17 protein-coding genes are annotated in these 17,294 nt (G+C 68.7%); 7 read left to right on the top strand and 10 right to left on the bottom strand.

Going from position 1 to position 17,294, the window contains the following annotated elements; translation table 11 throughout:
- Window positions 1-86: 86 nt before the first annotated feature.
- Entirely contained in the window at window positions 87-2,021 is a 1,935-nt protein-coding gene (locus V8201_RS14460) for a potassium transporter Kup (protein ID WP_037536795.1), read from the top strand.
- 163 nt (window positions 2,022-2,184) lie between these two features.
- Here V8201_RS14460 and V8201_RS14455 read toward each other — a convergent pair whose 3' ends face one another.
- On the bottom strand, window positions 2,185-4,590 hold the full coding sequence (locus tag V8201_RS14455; protein WP_336545719.1) for a ligase-associated DNA damage response DEXH box helicase: 2,406 nt from the start codon (window positions 4,588-4,590) through the stop codon (window positions 2,185-2,187).
- A gap of 126 nt (window positions 4,591-4,716) precedes the next feature.
- On the opposite strand from V8201_RS14455, the gene V8201_RS14450 reads away from it, so the two are divergent.
- On the top strand, window positions 4,717-5,715 hold the full coding sequence (locus V8201_RS14450) for a ligase-associated DNA damage response exonuclease (RefSeq protein WP_336545718.1): 999 nt from the start codon (window positions 4,717-4,719) through the stop codon (window positions 5,713-5,715).
- Between the two features lie 31 nt (window positions 5,716-5,746).
- Here V8201_RS14450 and rpoN read toward each other — a convergent pair whose 3' ends face one another.
- The 5 genes from rpoN to V8201_RS14425 form a co-directional block, all read right to left on the bottom strand.
- Window positions 5,747-7,225, bottom strand: coding sequence for an RNA polymerase factor sigma-54 (gene rpoN / locus V8201_RS14445; RefSeq protein WP_336545717.1), 1,479 nt, complete (start codon window positions 7,223-7,225; stop codon window positions 5,747-5,749).
- A 160-nt stretch (window positions 7,226-7,385) separates the two neighbouring features.
- Window positions 7,386-8,165, bottom strand: coding sequence for an LPS export ABC transporter ATP-binding protein (lptB, locus tag V8201_RS14440; RefSeq protein WP_271300831.1), 780 nt, complete (start codon window positions 8,163-8,165; stop codon window positions 7,386-7,388).
- 171 nt (window positions 8,166-8,336) lie between these two features.
- Window positions 8,337-8,894, bottom strand: a complete 558-nt coding sequence (locus V8201_RS14435; RefSeq protein WP_037536790.1) for an LptA/OstA family protein — start codon at window positions 8,892-8,894, stop codon at window positions 8,337-8,339.
- A 6-nt stretch (window positions 8,895-8,900) separates the two neighbouring features.
- Window positions 8,901-9,539, bottom strand: a complete 639-nt coding sequence (lptC, locus tag V8201_RS14430) for an LPS export ABC transporter periplasmic protein LptC (protein WP_037536787.1) — start codon at window positions 9,537-9,539, stop codon at window positions 8,901-8,903.
- 9 nt (window positions 9,540-9,548) lie between these two features.
- Window positions 9,549-10,169, bottom strand: a complete 621-nt coding sequence (locus tag V8201_RS14425; RefSeq protein WP_336545716.1) for a ribonuclease D — start codon at window positions 10,167-10,169, stop codon at window positions 9,549-9,551.
- 284 nt (window positions 10,170-10,453) lie between these two features.
- Between V8201_RS14425 and V8201_RS14420 the strand changes: the two genes are divergently transcribed.
- Complete coding sequence (locus tag V8201_RS14420; protein WP_336545715.1) at window positions 10,454-11,290, top strand: cold-shock protein; 837 nt, start codon at window positions 10,454-10,456, stop codon at window positions 11,288-11,290.
- A gap of 122 nt (window positions 11,291-11,412) precedes the next feature.
- Window positions 11,413-12,255: a glutaminyl-peptide cyclotransferase gene (locus V8201_RS14415; RefSeq protein WP_327195597.1), complete on the top strand. Its 843-nt coding sequence runs from the start codon at window positions 11,413-11,415 to the stop codon at window positions 12,253-12,255.
- 127 nt (window positions 12,256-12,382) lie between these two features.
- Here the strand turns inward: V8201_RS14415 and V8201_RS14410 are convergent, their stop codons facing one another.
- The 3 genes from V8201_RS14410 to V8201_RS14400 all read right to left on the bottom strand — a co-directional run bounded on the left by V8201_RS14410 (window position 12,383) and on the right by V8201_RS14400 (window position 15,206).
- Window positions 12,383-13,978 carry a cisplatin damage response ATP-dependent DNA ligase gene (locus V8201_RS14410; RefSeq protein WP_336545714.1) on the bottom strand — a complete coding sequence of 532 codons (1,596 nt, stop codon included), beginning with the start codon at window positions 13,976-13,978 and terminating at the stop codon, window positions 12,383-12,385.
- A 74-nt stretch (window positions 13,979-14,052) separates the two neighbouring features.
- A complete protein-coding gene (locus V8201_RS14405) occupies window positions 14,053-14,544 on the bottom strand; it encodes a Dps family protein (protein ID WP_271300183.1) in 492 nt (163 codons plus the stop codon).
- 95 nt (window positions 14,545-14,639) lie between these two features.
- A complete protein-coding gene (locus V8201_RS14400) occupies window positions 14,640-15,206 on the bottom strand; it encodes a TMEM165/GDT1 family protein (RefSeq protein ID WP_336545713.1) in 567 nt (188 codons plus the stop codon).
- A gap of 207 nt (window positions 15,207-15,413) precedes the next feature.
- On the opposite strand from V8201_RS14400, the gene rpmG reads away from it, so the two are divergent.
- Window positions 15,414-15,581 (top strand): 50S ribosomal protein L33, encoded by a 168-nt coding sequence (gene rpmG / locus V8201_RS14395; RefSeq protein WP_017977469.1) that lies wholly within the window; start codon window positions 15,414-15,416, stop codon window positions 15,579-15,581.
- 413 nt (window positions 15,582-15,994) lie between these two features.
- Here the strand turns inward: rpmG and V8201_RS14390 are convergent, their stop codons facing one another.
- Window positions 15,995-16,357: a response regulator gene (locus V8201_RS14390; protein ID WP_336545712.1), complete on the bottom strand. Its 363-nt coding sequence runs from the start codon at window positions 16,355-16,357 to the stop codon at window positions 15,995-15,997.
- 36 nt (window positions 16,358-16,393) lie between these two features.
- On the opposite strand from V8201_RS14390, the gene V8201_RS14385 reads away from it, so the two are divergent.
- Both V8201_RS14385 and V8201_RS14380 read left to right on the top strand, forming a co-directional pair.
- Window positions 16,394-16,669 (top strand): DUF3572 domain-containing protein, encoded by a 276-nt coding sequence (locus tag V8201_RS14385; RefSeq protein WP_037534922.1) that lies wholly within the window; start codon window positions 16,394-16,396, stop codon window positions 16,667-16,669.
- The gene (locus V8201_RS14380) at window positions 16,666-17,292 is read left to right on the top strand and encodes a hypothetical protein (protein WP_037534923.1); all 627 of its coding nucleotides are present in this window, start codon (window positions 16,666-16,668) and stop codon (window positions 17,290-17,292) included. Before V8201_RS14385 ends, V8201_RS14380 begins: the two co-directional genes overlap by 4 nt.
- Window positions 17,293-17,294 lie beyond the last annotated feature (2 nt).

Raw genomic sequence — 17,294 nt, 5'->3', positions numbered from 1 at the left:
ATGCAAATCCGCTTGCGTGTCCCTCCAATCGGCGTAAAGCGCGCCGTCCTTCCGCCGGAAGGGGATTGAAGGGGGTAGTCGCGCGCATGTCGCACGCTGTCGAAGCACCCGTGGCCGAGCGTTCTTCGCATCCTGCGCTGCTCGGGCTGACCATCGGGGCGATCGGCGTCGTCTTCGGCGACATCGGGACCAGTCCGCTCTACGCGTTCCGCGAGGCGTTGCAGCAATCCGCCGCCGACGGCATCGACCCGAGCGAGATCCTCGGCGTGCTGAGCCTCGCGCTGTGGACGCTGACGCTGATCGTCACCGTCAAATACGTCCTGTTCCTGATGCGCGCCGACAATCACGGCGAAGGCGGCGTGCTCGCGCTGGCGGCGCTGGCGCGGCGTTCGCTCGGCCTGCGCAGCCGGATCGCGCTGGTGCTCGGTGCGGCGGGCGCGGCGCTCTTCTACGGCGATGCGATCATCACGCCGTCGCTGTCGGTGCTGTCGGCGATGGAGGGGCTGCGCACCATCCCGAGCGCCGCCAAATTCTTCGACGAGGCGACGATCCGCGCGCTGACGATCGCGATCCTCGTCGCGCTCTTCGTTATCCAGCGGCGCGGCACCGCGATCGTCGCGCGGCTGTTCGGGCCGGTGTGTATCCTGTGGTTCCTGACGATCGGCGGGCTCGGCCTGTGGCATATCGCCGACGAGCCCTCGATCTTCCGCGTGCTGCTGCCGCAATATGGCATCCGCTTCCTCGCCAGTCACGGCACGGTCGGGCTGTTCGTGCTCGGCGCGGTGTTCCTCACCGTCACCGGGGCGGAGGCGCTGACCGCCGACATGGGCCATTTCGGTAAGAAGCCGATCCGCATCGCCTGGCTGTTCCTCGTCTTCCCGGCCTTGATGCTCAACTATCTGGGGCAGGGGGCGTTCGCGCTGTCGCATCTCGAGGCGGCGCAGCAGGCGGGCACGCCGTTCCAGAACCAGGACTGGTTCTTCCTGATGGCGCCCGAATCGATGCGCGGCGCGCTGATCGTGCTCGCCGGCTTCGCCACCGTCATCGCCAGCCAGGCGGTGATCACCGGCGCCTTCTCGCTCACCCAGCAGGCGGTGCAGCTCGGGCTGCTGCCGCGGATGAAGCTGCGCCAGACCTCGGCCGATTTCGTCGGGCAGATCTATCTGCCGACGATCAACTGGCTGCTGCTGGTGGGCGTGCTGGTGCTGATCATCCAGTTCAAGACCTCGTCGGCGATGGCGGCGGCCTATGGCATCGCGGTGACCGGCACGATGGTGGTGACGACGTTGCTCGGCTATCTCGTCGCGCGCCACGTCTGGCATTGGCAGCGGGCCTGGGCGCTGGCGGCGATCCTGCCGTTCCTGTGCCTCGACCTGGTCTTCTTCGGCGCCAACATCCTGCGCGTGATCGAGGGCGGCTGGGTGCCGCTGGTGATCGCGGCGGCGATCGGCCTGCTGATCTACACCTGGGTGCGCGGCAAGGGCATCGTGCGCGCGTTCGAGGCGCGGCAGAGCATCCCGCTCGCCGACCTCGCCGCCGCGCTCGCCAAGCGGCCGCCCGAGCGCGTGCCGGGCACCGCGGTGTTCCTCACCGCCAATCCGCGCTCGGCGCCGGGCGCGCTGCTCCACAATCTCAAGCACAACAAGGTGCTGCACGAGCGCAATCTGGTGGTGAGCATCCGCACCACCGACCGGCCGGTGGTCGATGCCGAGCATCGCCGGACGAGCGAACGGCTCGACGACAATTTCGAGATCGTCGTGCTCAATTACGGCTTCATGGAATCGCCCAACGTCCCCGCCGACCTCGGCGTCGGCGGCAAGACCGAGATGCGCAGCCTGGAGGCGATGAAGACCAGCTTCTTCATCGGACGCAACACGCTGAAGCCGGAGGCGGATGTCGGCATGCCGCTGTGGCAGGACCGAATCTTCATGTTCATGCAGCGCAATGCCGCGGACCCGACCGAATTCCTCAAGATCCCGCCGGGCAAGGTACTCGAACTGGGCGAACAGGTGACGGTGTAGGCCCATTACCGCTCCGTCGGTGCCGAGCGCGGCGAGGGCGTGAGTCTCAGGCCCTTCGACAGGCTCAGGGTGAGCGGGGTGGGGGGTATGCCTCCTCTTTCCCCTTCCCGTCAGTTCTGGAGCTGGCCGAAGGACGGGAGCGACCCGCAACCTCCGCCCCGTCTCAGTCGATCCGCATCGCGTCCGCCACCAGCGCTTCCGCCTCGATCAGCAGCGCGTCGTCGGCCGATCCGGTCGATACCTTCTCGCGCCCGATCAGCGTCAGCACCGGCACCGCGAGCGGCGTCACCCGGTCGAGATCGACGTGCAGCATCGTCTCCGCGGCGCGGTCGAGCAGGCCGGCGAGGCGGCCGACGTCGGTCATCCGCGCCCGCGCATCGTCCCAGGCGGCCTGGAGCAGCAGGTGCGTCGGTTCGTATTTGCGCAGCACGTCGTAGATCAGGTCGGTCGAGAAGGTGACCTGCCGCCCGGTCTTGCGCTTGCCGGGATGCTGGCGTTCGACGAGGCCGCCGATCACCGCGACTTCGCGGAAGGCACGCTTGAGCAGATGCGACTGCTGCACCCAGTCGACGAATTCGTGTTCGAGGATATCGGGGCTGAACAGGGCGGCGGGATCGGTGATCTTGTCGATGCCATAGACCGCGAGCGCATAATCGTTGGCGACGAAGCCCAAGGGCTTGAGCCCCTGCGCCTCCATCCGCCGGGTGATCAGCATGCCGAGCGACTGGTGCGCGTTCCAGCCCTCGAAGCTGTAGGCGACCATGTAATGGCGCCCCTCGCGCGGGAAGGTCTCGACCAGCAGCTGGCCGGGGCGGGGCAGTGCCGAGCGCTTCGCCTGGAACTCCAGCCAGTCGCTGACGTCCTTGGGAAAGCGCGGCCATTCGGACGGGTCGGCGAGGAAGCGGCGCACCCGGTCGGCGAGGTTGGTCGACAGCGGCATGCGGCTGCCGCCATAGGTCGGGATACGCGCGGGCTTGGACGAGGCGCGGACGATCAGATCCTCGGTATCGATCTTCTGCACCTCGCAGCTCAGGCCGGCGAAGAAGAAGGTGTCGCCGGGGCTGAGCTGCGCGGCGAAGCCTTCCTCGACCTTGCCGAGGTTGCGGCCATTCTTGAAGCGGACGTTGAGCATCGTCGCCTCGACGATGATCCCGGCGTTGAGCCGGTGCTGCGTGATGAAGCGCGGATGGCTGACCCGCCACAGCCCGTCCGCCTCCTGCGTCAGCCGCTTGAACCGGTCATAGGCCTTGAGGCTATAGCCACCGTCGCGGATGAAGCCGAGCACGCGCTCGAACGTCTCCTCGGTCAGCGCCGAATAGGGCAGCGCCGAACGCACCTCGTCGAGCAGCGCCGCCGCCTCGAACGGCGCGGCGCAGGCCATCGCCATGACATGCTGGGCGAGCACGTCGAGCGCACCGGGGCGGAACAGGTCGGGGTCGAGCTCGCCCGCCTCGACCGCATCGAGCGCGGCGCGCGCTTCGAGATATTCGAAGCGGTTGCCGGGGACGAGGATCGCCTCCGACGATTCGTCGAGCCGGTGGTTGGCGCGGCCGATCCGCTGGAGCAGCCGCGACGATCCCTTGGGCGCGCCCATCTGGATGACGCAGTCGACATCGCCCCAGTCGACGCCGAGATCGAGGCTGGCGGTCGCGACCAGCGCCCGCAGCCGGCCCGACGCCATCGCGCCTTCCACCTTGCGCCGCGCCTCCAGCGCGAGGCTGCCGTGATGGACGCCGATCGGCAGGCTCATCGTGTTGACCTTCCACAGATCCTGGAAGATCAGCTCAGCGAGGCTGCGCGTGTTGCAGAAGATGATCGAGGTCTTGTGCGTCTCGATCTCCGCCATCACCTGTTCGGCGGCGTAGCGGCCGGAATGGCCGGTCCACGGCACCCGATCCTCGGGCAGCAGGATGGCGATATCCGGGTCGGCGCCGGCCTCGCCCTGGACCATCGCGACCTGATCGATATCGCCGTCCGGTGCCAGCCAGGCGCGATAGCCGTCGGTATCGGCGACCGTCGCGGAGAGGGCGACGCGGCGCAGCCCGGGGCTGATCCGCTGCAGCCGCGCCATGCACAGCGACAGCAGGTCGCCGCGCTTGCCGGTGGCAAAGGCATGGACCTCGTCGACGACGATCGTCCGCAACCCTTCGAACATCGTGACGCTGTCGGGATAGCTGAGCAGCAGCGACAGCGATTCGGGCGTGGTCAGCAGGATCTGCGGCGGCTTGACGCGCTGGCGCGCCTTGCGGTCGCTCGGCGTGTCGCCGGTGCGCGTCTCGACGCGCAGCGACAGGCCCATCTCGTCGATCGGGGCGACGAGATTGCGCTGGATATCGACCGCCAGCGCCTTGAGCGGCGAGACGTAGAGCGTGTGCAGCCCCTCGCCGGGCGCCTCGATCAGCTCGGCGAGCGTCGGCAGGAAGCCGGCGAGCGTCTTGCCCGCGCCGGTGGTGGCGACGAGCAGCGCATGCCGTCCGGCACGCCCCTCGCGCAGCATGTCGAGCTGATGCCGGCGCGGCCGCCAGCCGCGGGCGGCAAACCATTGGGCGAGCGGCTGGGGAAGATCCATCGCCGCCTATGTAGGGAGCGCGGCGGGGCGGGGGAATGCCGGGTGGTGATCGGGCGATCGTCGCCCGACAGCAGCGTCAGGCCGTGCGCGACGGCACCCGGTGCCATGCTGGCGCGTAATAGCCGGATGGCACGATTGGGCGACTGGCTGGAACCGCATCCGCACGGCATCTACGTGCGCCCCGCCGATGCGTGGATCGACCCGTCCGAGCCGGAGGCGCGGGCGCTGGTGACGCATGGCCATACCGACCATGCGCGCGGCGGCCATGGCGCGGTATGGGCGACGCCCGAGACGCTGGCGATCATGGATGCGCGCTACGGCGAACAGGCAGGCCACCCCGTCGCTTATGGCGAAAGCCTGACGATGGGCGAGGTCGAGGTCGGTTTCGTCCCCGCGGGGCATGTGCTCGGCTCGGCGCAGATCGTGCTCGACTATCGCGGCGAGCGCGTCGTCGTCTCGGGCGATTACAAGCGCCGCGCCGACCCGACGTGCACGCCGTTCGAGCCGGTCGCTTGCGACGTCTTCGTCACCGAGGCGACCTTCGCACTCCCGGTGTTCCGCCACCCCGATACCGGCGACGAGATCGACAAGCTGATCGTGCGGCTGCACGCCAATCCCGACCGCTGCGTGCTGGTCGGCGCCTATGCGCTGGGCAAGGCGCAGCGGGTAATCGCCGAATTGCGCGCACGCGGGCATGAGGCGCCGATCTATCTGCACGGCGCGTTGCAGCGATTGTGCGACCTGTATGTCGAACATGGCGTCCGGCTCGGCGAATTGCGCGCCGTCGCGGGGGCGAGCAAGGCGGAGATGGCCGGGCATGTCGTGATGTGCCCGCCCGGCGCGCTCAACGATCGCTGGTCGCGGCGACTGCCCGACCCGATCACCGCGATGGCGAGCGGCTGGATGCGCGTGCGCCAGCGCGCGCGCCAGAAGAATGTCGAGCTGCCGCTGATCCTGTCCGATCACGCCGACTGGGACGAACTGACCGAGACGCTTGCCGAGATCGCGCCGCGCGAGGTGTGGGTGACGCACGGCCGCGAGGAGGCGCTGGTCCATTGGTGCCAGCAACGTCAGATCAAGGCGCGGGCCCTCGCGCTGGTGGGGTTCGAAGATGAGGATGACTGAGGGGGCGATCGTCGCGCCTGCGCGATGACCGTCAATCCGATCCCTGAAGCGCCTTCGCCCGCCGGCGCTGCACCGAGCTGCCGATCCCCATCGCCTCGCGATATTTGGCGACGGTGCGGCGCGCGATGTCGAAACCCTTGGCCTGAAGCAGCTCGACCAACGTATCGTCGGACAGGATCTTCGCGCCCTCGCCGGCGATCAGCGCGCGGATCGCGCTCTTCACCGCCTCCGCCGACACCGCATCGCCGCCGTCCGCGGCCTGGATCGCCGAGGTGAAGAAATATTTGAGCTCGAACACGCCGCGCGCGCAACTCAGATATTTGTTGCTGGTGACGCGGCTGACCGTCGATTCGTGCATCTCGATCGCCTCGGCGACGCGGGCGAGGGTCATCGGGCGCAGGTGGGAGACGCCGTGGAGGAAGAAGGCCTCCTGCTGTTTGACGATCTCGGTGGCGACCTTGACGATCGTGCGCTGACGCTGGTCGAGCGCCTTGATCAGCCAATTGGCCGAGGCGAGCGCCTCGGACAGCCACGCCTTGCCCGCCTTGTCCTGCGCGCCATGGCTGAGCTCGTGATAATAGCGGCGGTTGACCAGCACGCGCGGCAGCGTCGCGGCGTTGAGTTCGATCCCCCAGCCGGCCTTGGTGCGCATCACGAACAGGTCGGGGACAACGCCGAGCGCGGGCTCGCCGCCGTAGCGGCAGCCGGGCTTGGGATCATAGCCGCGCAGCTCGCGGATCATGTCCGCCATATCCTCGTCGTCGACGCCGCAGATCCGCTTGAGCCGGGCGAGATCGCCGCGCGCGAGCAGGTCGAGATGGTCGAGCAGCCGCGCCATGCACGGATCGTAGCGATCCGCCTCGCGCGCCTGGAGCGCGAGACATTCGGCGAGGTTGCGCGCGCCGACGCCGGTCGGGTCGAGCGTCTGGATCTGCGCCAGCACCTGCTCGACGCGCGCCAGCGGGGCGCCGAGCCGCGTCGCGATGTCGAGCAGCGGCACGGTGAGATAGCCCGCCTCGTCGAGCTGGTCGATGAGATGCTGGGCGATGAACCAGTCGGCGGCGTCGACCACCGCGCCCGCCTGTGCGAGCAGATGGTCGGCAAGCGTCGCATCCTTCTGCGCGAAGGAATCGAAGTCGGGCGCGTCCTCGCCGCCCGCCCCGCCGCTGCCGCCGGTCGCCGACAGCGCGCCGTCGAAGCCGCCGCCACCATCGGCGACGCTGTCCTGCTGATGGCTTTCGGTGGCGTAATCGACGTCGAGCGGATCGGCGGTAACCGTGCCACCGACCAGCTCGTCGGCGCCGGCGGGTTCGTCGCGCTCGACGCGTTCGGGGCGGACGACCTCATCGGTCTGCGCCGCCTCGAGCAGCGGATTCTTCTCGACCTCCTCGGCGATGAACCCCTCGATCTCGAGGTTGGAGAGCGCGAGCAGCTTGATCGCCTGCTGCAATTGCGGCGTCATCACCAGCGACTGCGACTGGCGGAGGTCGAGACGCGGGGCAAGGCTCATACTGCCCTCTCCCTATGACAGGGGGAGGGAGCCGCCGGAGGTGGCGCAAGGGTGAGCGCAGACGTCGCTCGTGTTCCGCACCGGCCCTCACCCCGCGCCGCTTCGTGGCTTGCCCCTCTCCCGCCGGGAGAGGGGATGGGGGCGTACCGCTCCCACATCGTTACAGCGAAAAGCCCTCGCCGAGGTACAGGCGGCGGACGTTGGCGTCGGCGACGAGTTCCTCGGGGCTGCCGGCGAACAGCACGCGGCCGTCGTAGATGATATAGGCGCGATCGACGATATCGAGCGTTTCGCGCACGTTGTGGTCGGTGATCAGCACGCCGATGTCGCGCCGCTTGAGGTCCTTCACCAGATCGCGGATGTCGGCGATCGAGATCGGATCGATGCCGGCGAACGGTTCGTCGAGCAGCATGATCGACGGATCGGCGGCGAGCGCGCGAGCGATCTCGGCGCGGCGGCGCTCGCCGCCCGACAGCGCCATGGCGGGGCTGGCGCGCAGCCGGGTGAGGCCGAATTCGTCGAGCAATTTGTCGAGCTTGGCGGTGCGCGCCGCGGGATCGGGCTCGGACAGTTCGAGCACCGCGCCGATATTCTTCTCGATCGACAGGCCGCGGAAGATGCTCGTCTCCTGCGGCAGATAGCCGAGGCCGAGGATCGCGCGGCGGTACATCGGCAGGCGGGTGATATCCTCGCCGTCGAGCATGATGCGGCCCGAATCGGGTTTGACGAGGCCCATCACCGAATAGAAGCAGGTCGTCTTGCCGGCCCCGTTGGGACCGAGCAGCCCGACCACCTCGCCGCGATCGACCGAGACCGACACGTCGGTGAGGACGACGCGCTTGTCATAGGATTTGGCGATCGAGATCGCCTGCAGGCCGCGATTGGCAGGCGGCTCGTGGATCGCTTCGGCGCTGTGCAGGTCGGTAACGGCGGCGTCCATGTCCATCGACTCGATGCCTCGCATCAAAGAGTTAGCAAAGCCTTGGCAGGCTTCGTGCATAGCCGCCGCGTCATGGCGCGCCGCGACGCGCGAGGGAAGACCCTTTAGGTCGCGGCCGGCGCACCCGGCGCGGGTGCGTGCCCCGCGCGCGCCGGACGGAAAGGCTTGCGATCAGTTGCGCTTAGGGACCGAGAAGGTGCCGGTGACGCGGCCGCTCGGCGCGGTGGTGGTGGTCGCGCCGGGAGCGGCGCCGCCCGCGCCGCGGACCGAATTGCCGTCGATCACCGCGCGGCCGGTATCGAGATTGATCGTCAGGCGGCCGCCGTTCACCGTATTGCCGCCCTGCGTCAGCGTCACCGCGCCGAGCATGGTGATGACGCGACGGTTGAGGTCGTAGATCGCATATTGGCTCTTGCCCGTCTGATCGGGGCGACGGACGACGACGCCGCCCGAGGCGTCGATCCGCGACACCTGCGGGCTGCCGCCGATGATCGCGCCGGTCGTCGCCACCGTCATCCGGGCGGCGTTGAGCGTCATTTCCGCCTGCTTGACCGCGACGTTGCCGGTCAGGATGGTGCGGTGCTGCTTGTCCTGCAACTCGATCGTATCGGCGCCGAAATCGATCGGCGCGTTCGAATTGTGCGCGCTCTGCGCCGCCAGCGGCGTGGCGAACGACGCCGCGACCAGGGACAAGGCGACGACCGGAGCGGCGGGGAAGGGCTTGCGCATGGCCGGCTATTTCGTCTTTCGCGGCACGATCCGCAAGCGGGCATTGCCGCTCAGGCGGACGGTGCGGCCGTCGAGATCGGCGCTCAGCCGATCGGCGCTGAACGTGCCCTGCGGCACGGTGCCGGTGACCTTGCCGTCGCTGCGCATCGTCTTGGCCTTGAGATCGACCGTCGCATCGCTGGTGTCGATGCGATAGCCGTTGGCGGCGCGCACCGCGATCGGGCCGTCGACCTTCATCTGTTCGGTGTTGAGGTCGTAGCGACCCTGATCGGCGCGCAGCGTCGCCGGCCCGTCGGCGAGCGCGAGATCGGCGGTCATGCCCTTGATCTGGACGATCGGCACGCTGCTGCTCTGCTGCACGGCGCTGCCGGCGTTGAGCGCGAAGGCCTGGCCCTTGTCGTCCTGCCCGCGATAGGTCGCCGCCTGCAGCTTCAGCCGCTCCTTGGCGACCTCGACCTTGTTCTTGTCGAGTACGAACGAGACTTCGTTGGCGGCGGTGAGCGGAGCGAGCACCAGAAAGGCGGCGAGCACGCCGATGCCGATCGGCAGTCCGGTGTTGAGCAACGTGACGATCCGGTCCTGCCGGCCGCCGGGCGCGGCCCAACGCTGCCGCGCCGAGCGGATCGGGCGCGCCGTCGCGCTCACCGGACGCGCCTACGCATGGGCGAAGATGTCGATTTCCGGCCAACCCGCGAGGTCGAGCGCGGCGCGGGTCGGCAGGAAGTCGAAACAGGCCTGCGCCATCGCCATCCGCCCCTCGCGCTCCAGCCGCCGGTTGAGCTCGGCCTGGAGGCGGTGGAGGTAGCGCACGTCGCTCGCCGCATATTCCTTCTGCGCGTCGGACAGGTCGGGCGAGCCCCAGTCGGACGATTGCTGCTGCTTGCTGAGCTCCTGGCCGAGCAGCTCACGCACCAGCTCCTTGAGGCCGTGGCGATCGGTATAGGTGCGGATCAGGCGCGACGCGATCTTGGTGTCATAGGCGGGCGCGGCGACGATGCCGAGGTAATGCTGCAGCGCGGCGATGTCGAACCGGCCGTAATGATAGAGTTTGACGCGCGCCGGATCGGCGAGCAGCGCCTTGAGGTTGGGCGCGGCATAGTCGCTGTCGGGGCCGAAGCGGACGAGATGCTCGTCCGACCCGCCATCGGACAATTGCACGACGCAGAGACGGTCGCGCGGCGTGATCAGCCCCATCGTCTCGGTATCGACGGCGATCGACGCGCCGTGGGCGAAGACATCGGCGGGGAGGTCTTCCTCGTGGAAGTGAACGGTCATGCGCCCGCCCTACGCTGCAACGTCGCGATGCTCAACGGTTAAGCGTCGACGCGCGGCAGGCCGGCCCGGGTGCGGCACGGCGTGCCGGATCGGCGACGATGCGGCAATATTCGCGCAGCCATGGGACAATAACGCGACGATTTCATTCGCGGGGACTTGTTTTCTGCGCTATGGCGATTCCCAAGGCGCAATAGGTTTCGCGCCCGAGGGCTCGCGTTCGTCGTCCGGCGCACGGGTTCTTGTCACGGATTGGATGCGGGCGAACCGGGAAGACGAATAGGGTTATGGGTTACGACAAAGGTGGCCGCGGCAATCGTGGCGGACGTGGTCGCGACAAGCGCGACGATTTCGGTGGCGGCAGCAGCGATTTCGGTGGCGGCTTCGGCGGCGGCGGTTTCGGCGGTGGCGGCTTCGGTGGCGGTGACCGCGGCGGCTTCGGTGGTGGCGGCTTCGGCGGCGGCGATCGCGGCGGCTTCGGCGGCGGCGGCGGCGGCGGGTACCGTGGCGGCGGCGGTGGCGGCGGCTTCGGCGGCGGCGGTGGCGGCGGGTTCAGCGGCGGTGGCCGCGGCATGCCCCCGCAGGTTGTCGGCGAAGGCACGGGCGTCGTAAAGTTCTTCAACGCGCAGAAGGGCTTCGGCTTCGTCGTCCGTGATGACGGCGGCGAGGACGTGTTCGTGCACATCTCGGCGGTCGAGCAGGCGGGCATGAGCTCGCTCGCCGAAGGCCAGCCGCTCGGCTTCACCCTCGTCGATCGCGGCGGCCGCATCTCGGCGACCGAGCTGAAGATCGACGGCGAGCCGATGGCGGTGACCGAGCGTGCGCCGCGCGAGCCGCGCGAAGGCGGCTTCGGTGATCGTGGCCCGCGGGCCGGCGGTGCCGGTGGCGCGCCGCAGCGTCAGCTGACCGGCGAGAAGGCGACGGGCGTCGTCAAGTTCTTCAACGCGATGAAGGGCTTCGGCTTCATTCAGCGCGACGATGGCCAGCCCGATGCGTTCGTTCACATCTCGGCGGTCGAGCGTGCCGGCATGGCGACGCTCAACGAGGGCGATCGTCTCCAGTTCGAACTCGAAGTCGATCGTCGCGGCAAATATGCTGCGGTGAACCTGTCGGCCGCGTCGTAACGGTCCCGACCCGATCAGTGAAAGGCCCGGCTCCGCAGATCGCGGCGCCGGGCCTTTTGCGTTTCGGCATAGGACAGGCGATAGGCGCGGCGTGACGGACGTGCGGATGTGAGGATATGCGGGTGGTCAAGCTGACGCTGGTGGTGGGGCTGATCGGGGCGCTCGGCGCGTCCGCGTGGCATGTCGCGGCGCCGACGCCGCAGGCGAGCGTTCCGCCGCCGTCTGCCGCCGCGCCGCCACCGGAAACCGGCACCCCGGTCTATGCCGCCAACGTCGTCGCGCGCTTCCCGCACGATCGCGATGCCTTCACCGAGGGGCTGCTGTTCTGCAACGGCACGCTCTACGAAAGCACCGGCAAGGAAGGCGCGTCGGACATCCGCCGCGTCGATCTCGCCACCGGCAAGGTGCTCGCGCGGGCGCGGCTGACGCCCGATCTGTTCGGCGAGGGGATCGGCTGCTGGAAGAACAGCCTGCTCAGCCTGACGTGGAAGACCGGGATCGGCTTCCGCTGGACGCTGCCGACGCTCAAGCGGGTCGGCGCGCCGTTCCACTATACGGGTGAGGGGTGGGGGATGACGAGCGACGGCGGTTCGCTGCTGCTCTCCGACGGCACGCCGACGCTGCGCCGCATCGACCCCGCCGGCTTTACCGAGCGCGGCCGGATCGCGGTGACGCTCAACGGACGGCCGCTCGCCAAGCTCAACGAGCTCGAATTTGTCGGCGGCCGTATCCTCGCCAACGTGTGGATGACCGGCTTCATCGCGCGGATCGACCCGGCGAGCGGACGGGTCGACGGCCTGATCGACCTGCGCCCACTGATCGCCGAGGTACAGGCGAGCGACCCGGACGCGGTGCCGAACGGCATCGCCTATGACGCCGCGCACGACCGGTTGTTCGTGACGGGCAAATACTGGCCGACGCTGTTCGAGATCAAGATTGGCGAAGAGGTCGGCCGGGCGAACTGAGGGCGATCCGATCGGGCCGAATGGCTCGCTCGGGCATGGCGCGGGCAGAGCCTGCGGCCAGTACGCCGGGGCGGCGCGCGCGCTGTGTGTGCGGGGGCGGGCCTGATGCGATCCGCCACCCGTGCGTTCACGTCACCAGCTTGCGCAAGGTCTCGATCCGGTCGGCTTCCGCCGCCGGTTTGTCGGTGCGGATGCGGGCGATGCGCGGGAAGCGCATCGCGACGCCCGATTTGTGGCGGGTCGAGCCGTGGATCGAATCGAACGCGATCTCCAGCACCAGCGACTTCTCCACCTCGCGCACCGGGCCGAAGCGGGCGAGCGTGTGGCGGCGCACGAAACTGTCGAGCATGCGCAATTCCTCGTCGGTGATCCCCGAATAGGCCTTGCCGACCGGCAGCAATTCGCCCTCCTCGGTCCAGCAGCCGAACGTATAGTCGCTGTAATAGGAGGAGCGACGCCCGTTGCCGCGCTGCGCATACATGATGACGCAATCGGCGGTGAGCGGATCGCGCTTCCATTTGTACCACAGGCCGGCACGACGACCACCGACATAGGGCGAGTCGCGGCGCTTGAGCATCACGCCCTCGATCGCGGCATCGCGCGCACCGGCACGGATCGCCTCCAGCTCGGTGAAGCTCGCCGCGGTGATGACCTGGCTGATGTCGAAGCGATCGGGGTTGAGCCGCGGCACGAAGGCTTCGAGCCGGGCCCGCCGCTCGGTCCACGGCAGCGCGCGCAGATCCTCGTCGCCGTCGAGCAGGATATCGTAGAGGCGGACGAAGGCGGGATATTCGGCGAGCATCTTCGCCGACACCTGCTTGCGGCCGAGTCGCTGCTGGAGCGCATTGAAGCTCGCCGCGCCGCCGCCATCCTCGAGCGTGCCGCCCTGCACCTCGCCCTTGACGAGCAACTCGCCGTCGACCGTGCCGGGGGTGGTGAAGGCGGCGGCGACGTCGGGGAAGCTGGCGGTGACGTCGTCGCCGGTGCGGCTGTACAGGCGGGTCTGGCCGGCGACATGGACGATCTGGACGCGGATCCCGTCCCATTTCCATTCGGCGGCGTAATCGGCGAGATCGACCTGCGCATCCTCCAGCCCGTGCGCGAGCATGAAGGGGCGGAAGACCGGGACGTTGGCGGCGGTCGGCTGTTCGCCCTTGCCCTCCGCCCAGGCGAACAGGCGGGCATAGGGCGGGGCGAGACCATGCCACACCTCCTCGACCACATCGACGTCGAGTCCGAAGGCCTGCGCCAGCGCCGTCTTGGCGAGTCGCGCCGAGACACCGATGCGCAGGCCGCCGGTCGCCATCTTGAGCAGTGCGAACCGTTCCTCGGCATCGAGCCGGTCGAGCATCGCGGCAAGGACGCCGGGCGCATCCGAGCGCGACAGGTGGCGGAGCGCGTCGATCGCCGCGCTGATCGACAGCGGTGGCGCCGGGGCCGGGGGCACCACGGGGGCCGGCCAGAGCAGCGCCACCGTCTCGGCGGTGTCGCCGACGTAGTCGCGGCTCATCCGGAACAGCACCGGGTCGACGCGCGCCTCGATCAACGCGCGGATCTGTGCCGGCTTGACGCCGGGCAGGTCGAGATCGCCGGTCAGTGCCGCCATCGCCCAGCCGCGGTCGGGATCGGGCGTGGCGTGGAGATAGTCGACGATCAGCTTGAGCTTGGCGTTGCGCCCGCGCGTGTAGATGAGCGAATCGAGGAGCGCGGCGAAAGCGTGCATGACCGGGAAACGCGCAGGGAGGGCGTTCCGCTCCGTCGACGGCGGGTGGATGATACACCCGCCGTCGCGACGCCTCAGCCCTTGCGGCTGGCCTCGAACAGGAACCAGGCGCGCTCTTCGGCCTCGTCGGTCCAATCGTCGACGATGCCGCTAGTGGCATTGTCGCGTGCCGCGTCCGCGGCATCCTTGACGACGCGGAAGCCCTCGACGAGCTTCAGATTGTCCTCGCGCAGTTCGGCGAGCATCGACGCGGCGTCGACGAAGTCGAGGTCGTTGTCGACGATCGACTGGCGGCGGCTGATGTCGCCGATCGAGCGCAGCGTCGTATTGCCGGTCTTGCGGACGCGTTCGGCGATCGCATCGGTGACGCCGAGGATCTGCGCCGCCTGATCGTCGAGCAGCAGGTGATAGTCGCGGAAATGCGGGCCCGAGACGTGCCAGTGGAAGTTCTTGGTCTTGAGGTACAGCGCATAGCAATCGGCGAGCGACGCGTTGAGCGCGTCCGCCACCGAGCGGGTGTTGCTGAGATCGGTCGGCGTGCTCAACGCCGGGTTGATGTCGGCCATGTCAGTCTCCGTGGATGGGATCGTTGCGGCAACGATCCGATAGCGCAAACGCTCCGCACGGTGGGGCCATTTTGGTGATGTCGATGATCGACGGCTCAGATCAGCCGCAGCGCGCCGAGCCCGAGCCAGAGGGCGACGAGGACGAACAGGATCCCGACGATGCGACGGGCGGGAGCGAGCGGCAGGCGCCGCCAGTCGCGCTCGCCGAGGATCGCGGCAGGGGCGATCACCGCCAGCGATCCCAGCATCGCGCCGACCGCGGCGAGCCAGGGGAGGGCGGCACGCGCGGCGAGCGCGACGACGATGAACTGGATGCCGTCCCCGAAGGCGAGGATGAACAATCCGGCGGCGCTGGTGGCGAAGCCGCCGATCCGCCAGCCGGCGAGCCGTTCGGGCGCTTTCGCCGGCAACAGCGCACCGCCACCCTGCAACAGCAGCGCGAGCGCGAGGAACAGCTGTTTCGCCTCGGGTATCAGATGCGGCGCGAGCCACGCGCCCGCCGCGGCAGCGATCAGCCCGGCGGCAAGCAGCGCCAGCGCGGCCGCGAGGATGACGCGCAGCGGCATGCGGTAACGATCGGCGAGGATCACAGCGAGCGCCGCCGGACGATCGCCGATCTGGGCGAGCGCCGCCGCGACCAGCGCCGCCATCAGCGCGTCCAACGATCGTCCCCTATGCTATGCCGATCCGTCTGCATGTCCCGCCCCCTGTGACCGCGCGACCATGGGCGCGGACGGTAAGCGGCTGGTTAAGGGGACAGGATCGTGCCGTCGACGGTTGACTTTGCCGCGCCTATCCGCCATGCGCCGCGACTGATCGAGCGGCGGCGTTGGTGCTGCCGCTCTCCTTGTTTTCAGGATTTGGGGCTCATGGCCAAGCCGACTACCGTCAAGATCAAGCTCGTCAGCACCGCCGACACTGGCTTCTTCTACGTCACCAAGAAGAACCCGCGGACGAAGACCGAGAAGCTGAGCTTCAGCAAGTATGATCCCGTCGTGCGCAAGCACGTCGAGTTCAAGGAAGCCAAGATCAAGTAATCCCACGCGGCGGCGTTCTGCCGTCTGCGGGTGATGATCGCAATGCCGCCGGCGCCACGGGTGCCGGCGGCATTGCGCATGTCCGCGGGATGCTTGCACCAGCGCCTTGATTCGGGCGTGCTTCGGACACCTTGCGTTCATCTTCTTACGGCATAGCGGCGTCTGGCACCGGATCGTCCGGTTGCCCTGTATCGCGTCACTACGGGCTAAGGGCGGTGGTCTCCACGGGAGGGCGCCGCCCTTGGTTTTTGGGTCGCGGAACCGCAGCGGCGTCGGGTAGTTTTCTACCCTGCTCGCAGCATCTGGCCCTTTTCGGGGGCAAGGGCTACGAAGCGCGCGACGCCCTGTCGATGCCCCGCCGGCTCGGCAGGGCGTCTTTATATCTGCGCCCGCGCAGCCGGGCCGGTGCCGCATCACAGCAGCGCATTCACCGCTTCCATGAAGCGGGCGAGGCTGATCGGCTTGGAGACGTAGGAGCGCGCTCCGGCGGCGCGGATGCGATCCTCGTCGTCGCGGCCGGCATAAGCGGTCACCGCCATCACCGGAATCACGCGCAGCTGCTCGTCCGCCATCAGTTCGAGGATCAGCTCATAGCCGGTGACGTGCGGCATCTGGATGTCCATGATGATGAGGTCGGGAACCAGCTCGCGCGCGCGGGCCACCGCCTCGCGGCCGTCGCGCACCGGCTCGGCCGCGATGCCGTGGGCCCGCAGCAGGTCGCAGAACAGTTTGAGGTTGAGTTCGTTGTCCTCGACAACGAGTACCCGTTTCGCCACGTGCGTCACCACCCTTCCAAGATCGGACGATAGGCAATGCGCGCACGCGATACAAATCTCCCGGATGCCGACGTGCTCGGCCTGCAGGCGCTGGTCTGGACGATCGGCGAGCCGGACCGCGCCGACCGGCTGATCGCGGTCACCGGCCTCTTCCCCGACGATCTGCGCGCACGTGCCGGCGAGCCGGCGGTGCTGGCGGCGGTGATCGCCTATCTCGAATCCTACGAACCCGATCTGATCGCCTGCGCGGAGGCGCTCGGCGTCTCGCCCGAGGCGCTGGTCGCCGCCCATGCGATGCTGGAGGCCCGATGAGACCGCTGCTGATCACCGATTGCGACGAAGTGCTGCTGCACATGGTCAAGCATTTCGGCGCTTGGGTGGGCGAGGCGCATGATATCGACTTCACCCCCGACGGCGAGGATTTCGCCAACAGCCTGCGCCGCCGCGACGGCGGTCCGGCGCCGACCCGCGACGAGATGTGGGCGCTGCTCGGCGGCTTCTTCCCGGCGGAGATGGACCGGCAGACGCTGGTGCCGCACGCCGCCGAGGCGCTGGCGCAGCTCGCGACGCAGGCGGATATCGTCGTGCTCACCAACATCACCGATGCGTGCAAGCCGGCGCGGATCGCGCAGCTCGCCCGCTTCGGCATCGCGCATCGCGTCGAGTGTAACCAGGGCGGCAAGGGTGAGCCGGTGGCGCGGCTGCGGGCGGAATATGGCGACCCGGTGACGGTGTTCGTCGACGATCTCGCCACGCATCACCAGTCGGTCGCGGACCATGCGCCGGCGGTCCACCGGCTGCACATGGTGTCCGAACCGACGCTCGCGCCGCGGGTGCCGCCGGCGCCGTTCGCGCATGCGCGGATCGACGACTGGCGCGAGGCGGGCGCTTGGATCGCCGCGCGCTTCGCGGCGGGGGTGGGGGCGGACGCGTAGGC

This window comes from Sphingomonas kyungheensis (genome assembly GCF_037120395.1).
GTDB lineage: Bacteria > Pseudomonadota > Alphaproteobacteria > Sphingomonadales > Sphingomonadaceae > Sphingomonas > Sphingomonas kyungheensis.
The sequence above is the reverse complement of the archived record's forward strand: the minus strand, read 5'-3'. Positions and strand labels throughout refer to the sequence as shown.